The sequence below is a fragment of the Roseococcus sp. YIM B11640 genome (assembly GCF_049727625.1).
Lineage (GTDB): Bacteria > Pseudomonadota > Alphaproteobacteria > Acetobacterales > Acetobacteraceae > Roseococcus.
The window spans coordinates 1-1,264 of sequence record NZ_JBBJOZ010000014.1; the positions used below are offsets into that span (position 1 = coordinate 1).

At 70.7% G+C, this 1,264-nt stretch carries 1 protein-coding gene; it reads right to left on the bottom strand.

Features of this window, described 5'->3' with window-relative positions; all coding sequences use genetic code 11:
* Window positions 1-1,247: tetratricopeptide repeat protein (locus WJM96_RS22835; protein WP_424814867.1), on the bottom strand; the 1,247-nt coding region annotated here is incomplete at its 3' end.
* Between the last annotated feature and the right edge of the window lie 17 nt (window positions 1,248-1,264).

A 1,264-nucleotide genomic window follows, 5' to 3' on the forward strand; every position in this document is an offset into this window, starting at 1 on the left:
CCGATATCCGCACGGAAGTTGTTCCGCATATACGTCAGACGCAGCGCGTACCCATCCACCGCCGCATTCGGACGGCGATAATCCGACGGCGACGGCAGCAGCGCATTCGTCCCGAACTGGCGCATCACCGACGGGTCGCTGCTGATCCGCCCCGCGTTCAGCGACACCGTGTCCAGGCCCACCACCACGCGCCCACCGATCCCAGGAACAGGCGTCGACACCTCCACAGGCGCCACCACAGACCAGTTCCGCGACAGGCCAGCCTCGCCAGTCCGGCTCGTCATCTGCACACCAGCCTGCAGCCACGTCGCCGCCTCGTCTCGCGCCCGGATCAGCTCCTGCGCGATCTGAGCCGACACAGGATCCGTGATCCGGGACGTGTTCCCAGGACCCCGGGGGCTCAGCGCAGCCTGCGTCTGCTCCGCCTCCACGATCTGGCCCGCATTCCGCAGATGCTCCAGCCGCCGCGTCGCCACACGCTCCAGTACCTGCAGCGTCCGAACGTAGTCACCCTTCGCCCGCGCCAGACGCGATTCCGCCATCAGTACCTGCGCGTCGTTCGGGTACAGGAACGCCGTCTCCGTCAGAAGCGCCTCCGCCTCCCGGTAACGACCCTGCGCCGCCGCCACGTCGATCATCACCGTCCGAGCCGTCAGGTCGCGCGGGTTCCGCGCCAGGACAGCCTCCGCCAGCTCACGCGCCTCCGACGTCCGGTTCGTGCTCAGATACAGCCGCACCAGCGCCATGTTCAGCGGAACCGACGCCGGTGCCGCCTCCAGCGCCGGCGCCAGCACCTGGTACGCCGCGTCCGGGGCCTGGCGGTAGTTCAGCCCGTCCGCCTGCTGCGCCGCCCCCTGCTCCATCACCGCAGCCAGCTCCCGCCGCGTCTCCGCCGACAGGCGCGTGTCCGACGCCAGCGGCGTCGTCAGCGCCCCCGCATCCTCCAGGCGGTTCGCGAACAGCAGCGCCGATGCCAGCTCGATCCGGTTCTGCGCCGTCGTCATCGGATTGGCCGCCAGCGCCGCACGCGCCGCTCGACCCGCCTGCAGATTGTCCCCCAGACGCGCGAAGGCCCGCACCACCGCCGGGCCCGTCACGAAGCTCGGATCACGACGGCCCGCCAGCGCCAGCAGCGCCTCCGCCGCGCCAGGGCGGCCCTCGCGAACCTGGTACTCCAGCTGGCGAACCTCGAACTCACGCCGCGACATCGCCAGCAGGCGGTTCGTGTCCGCGTTGCGAACCCGCACAGGCACGCGGTCCAGCA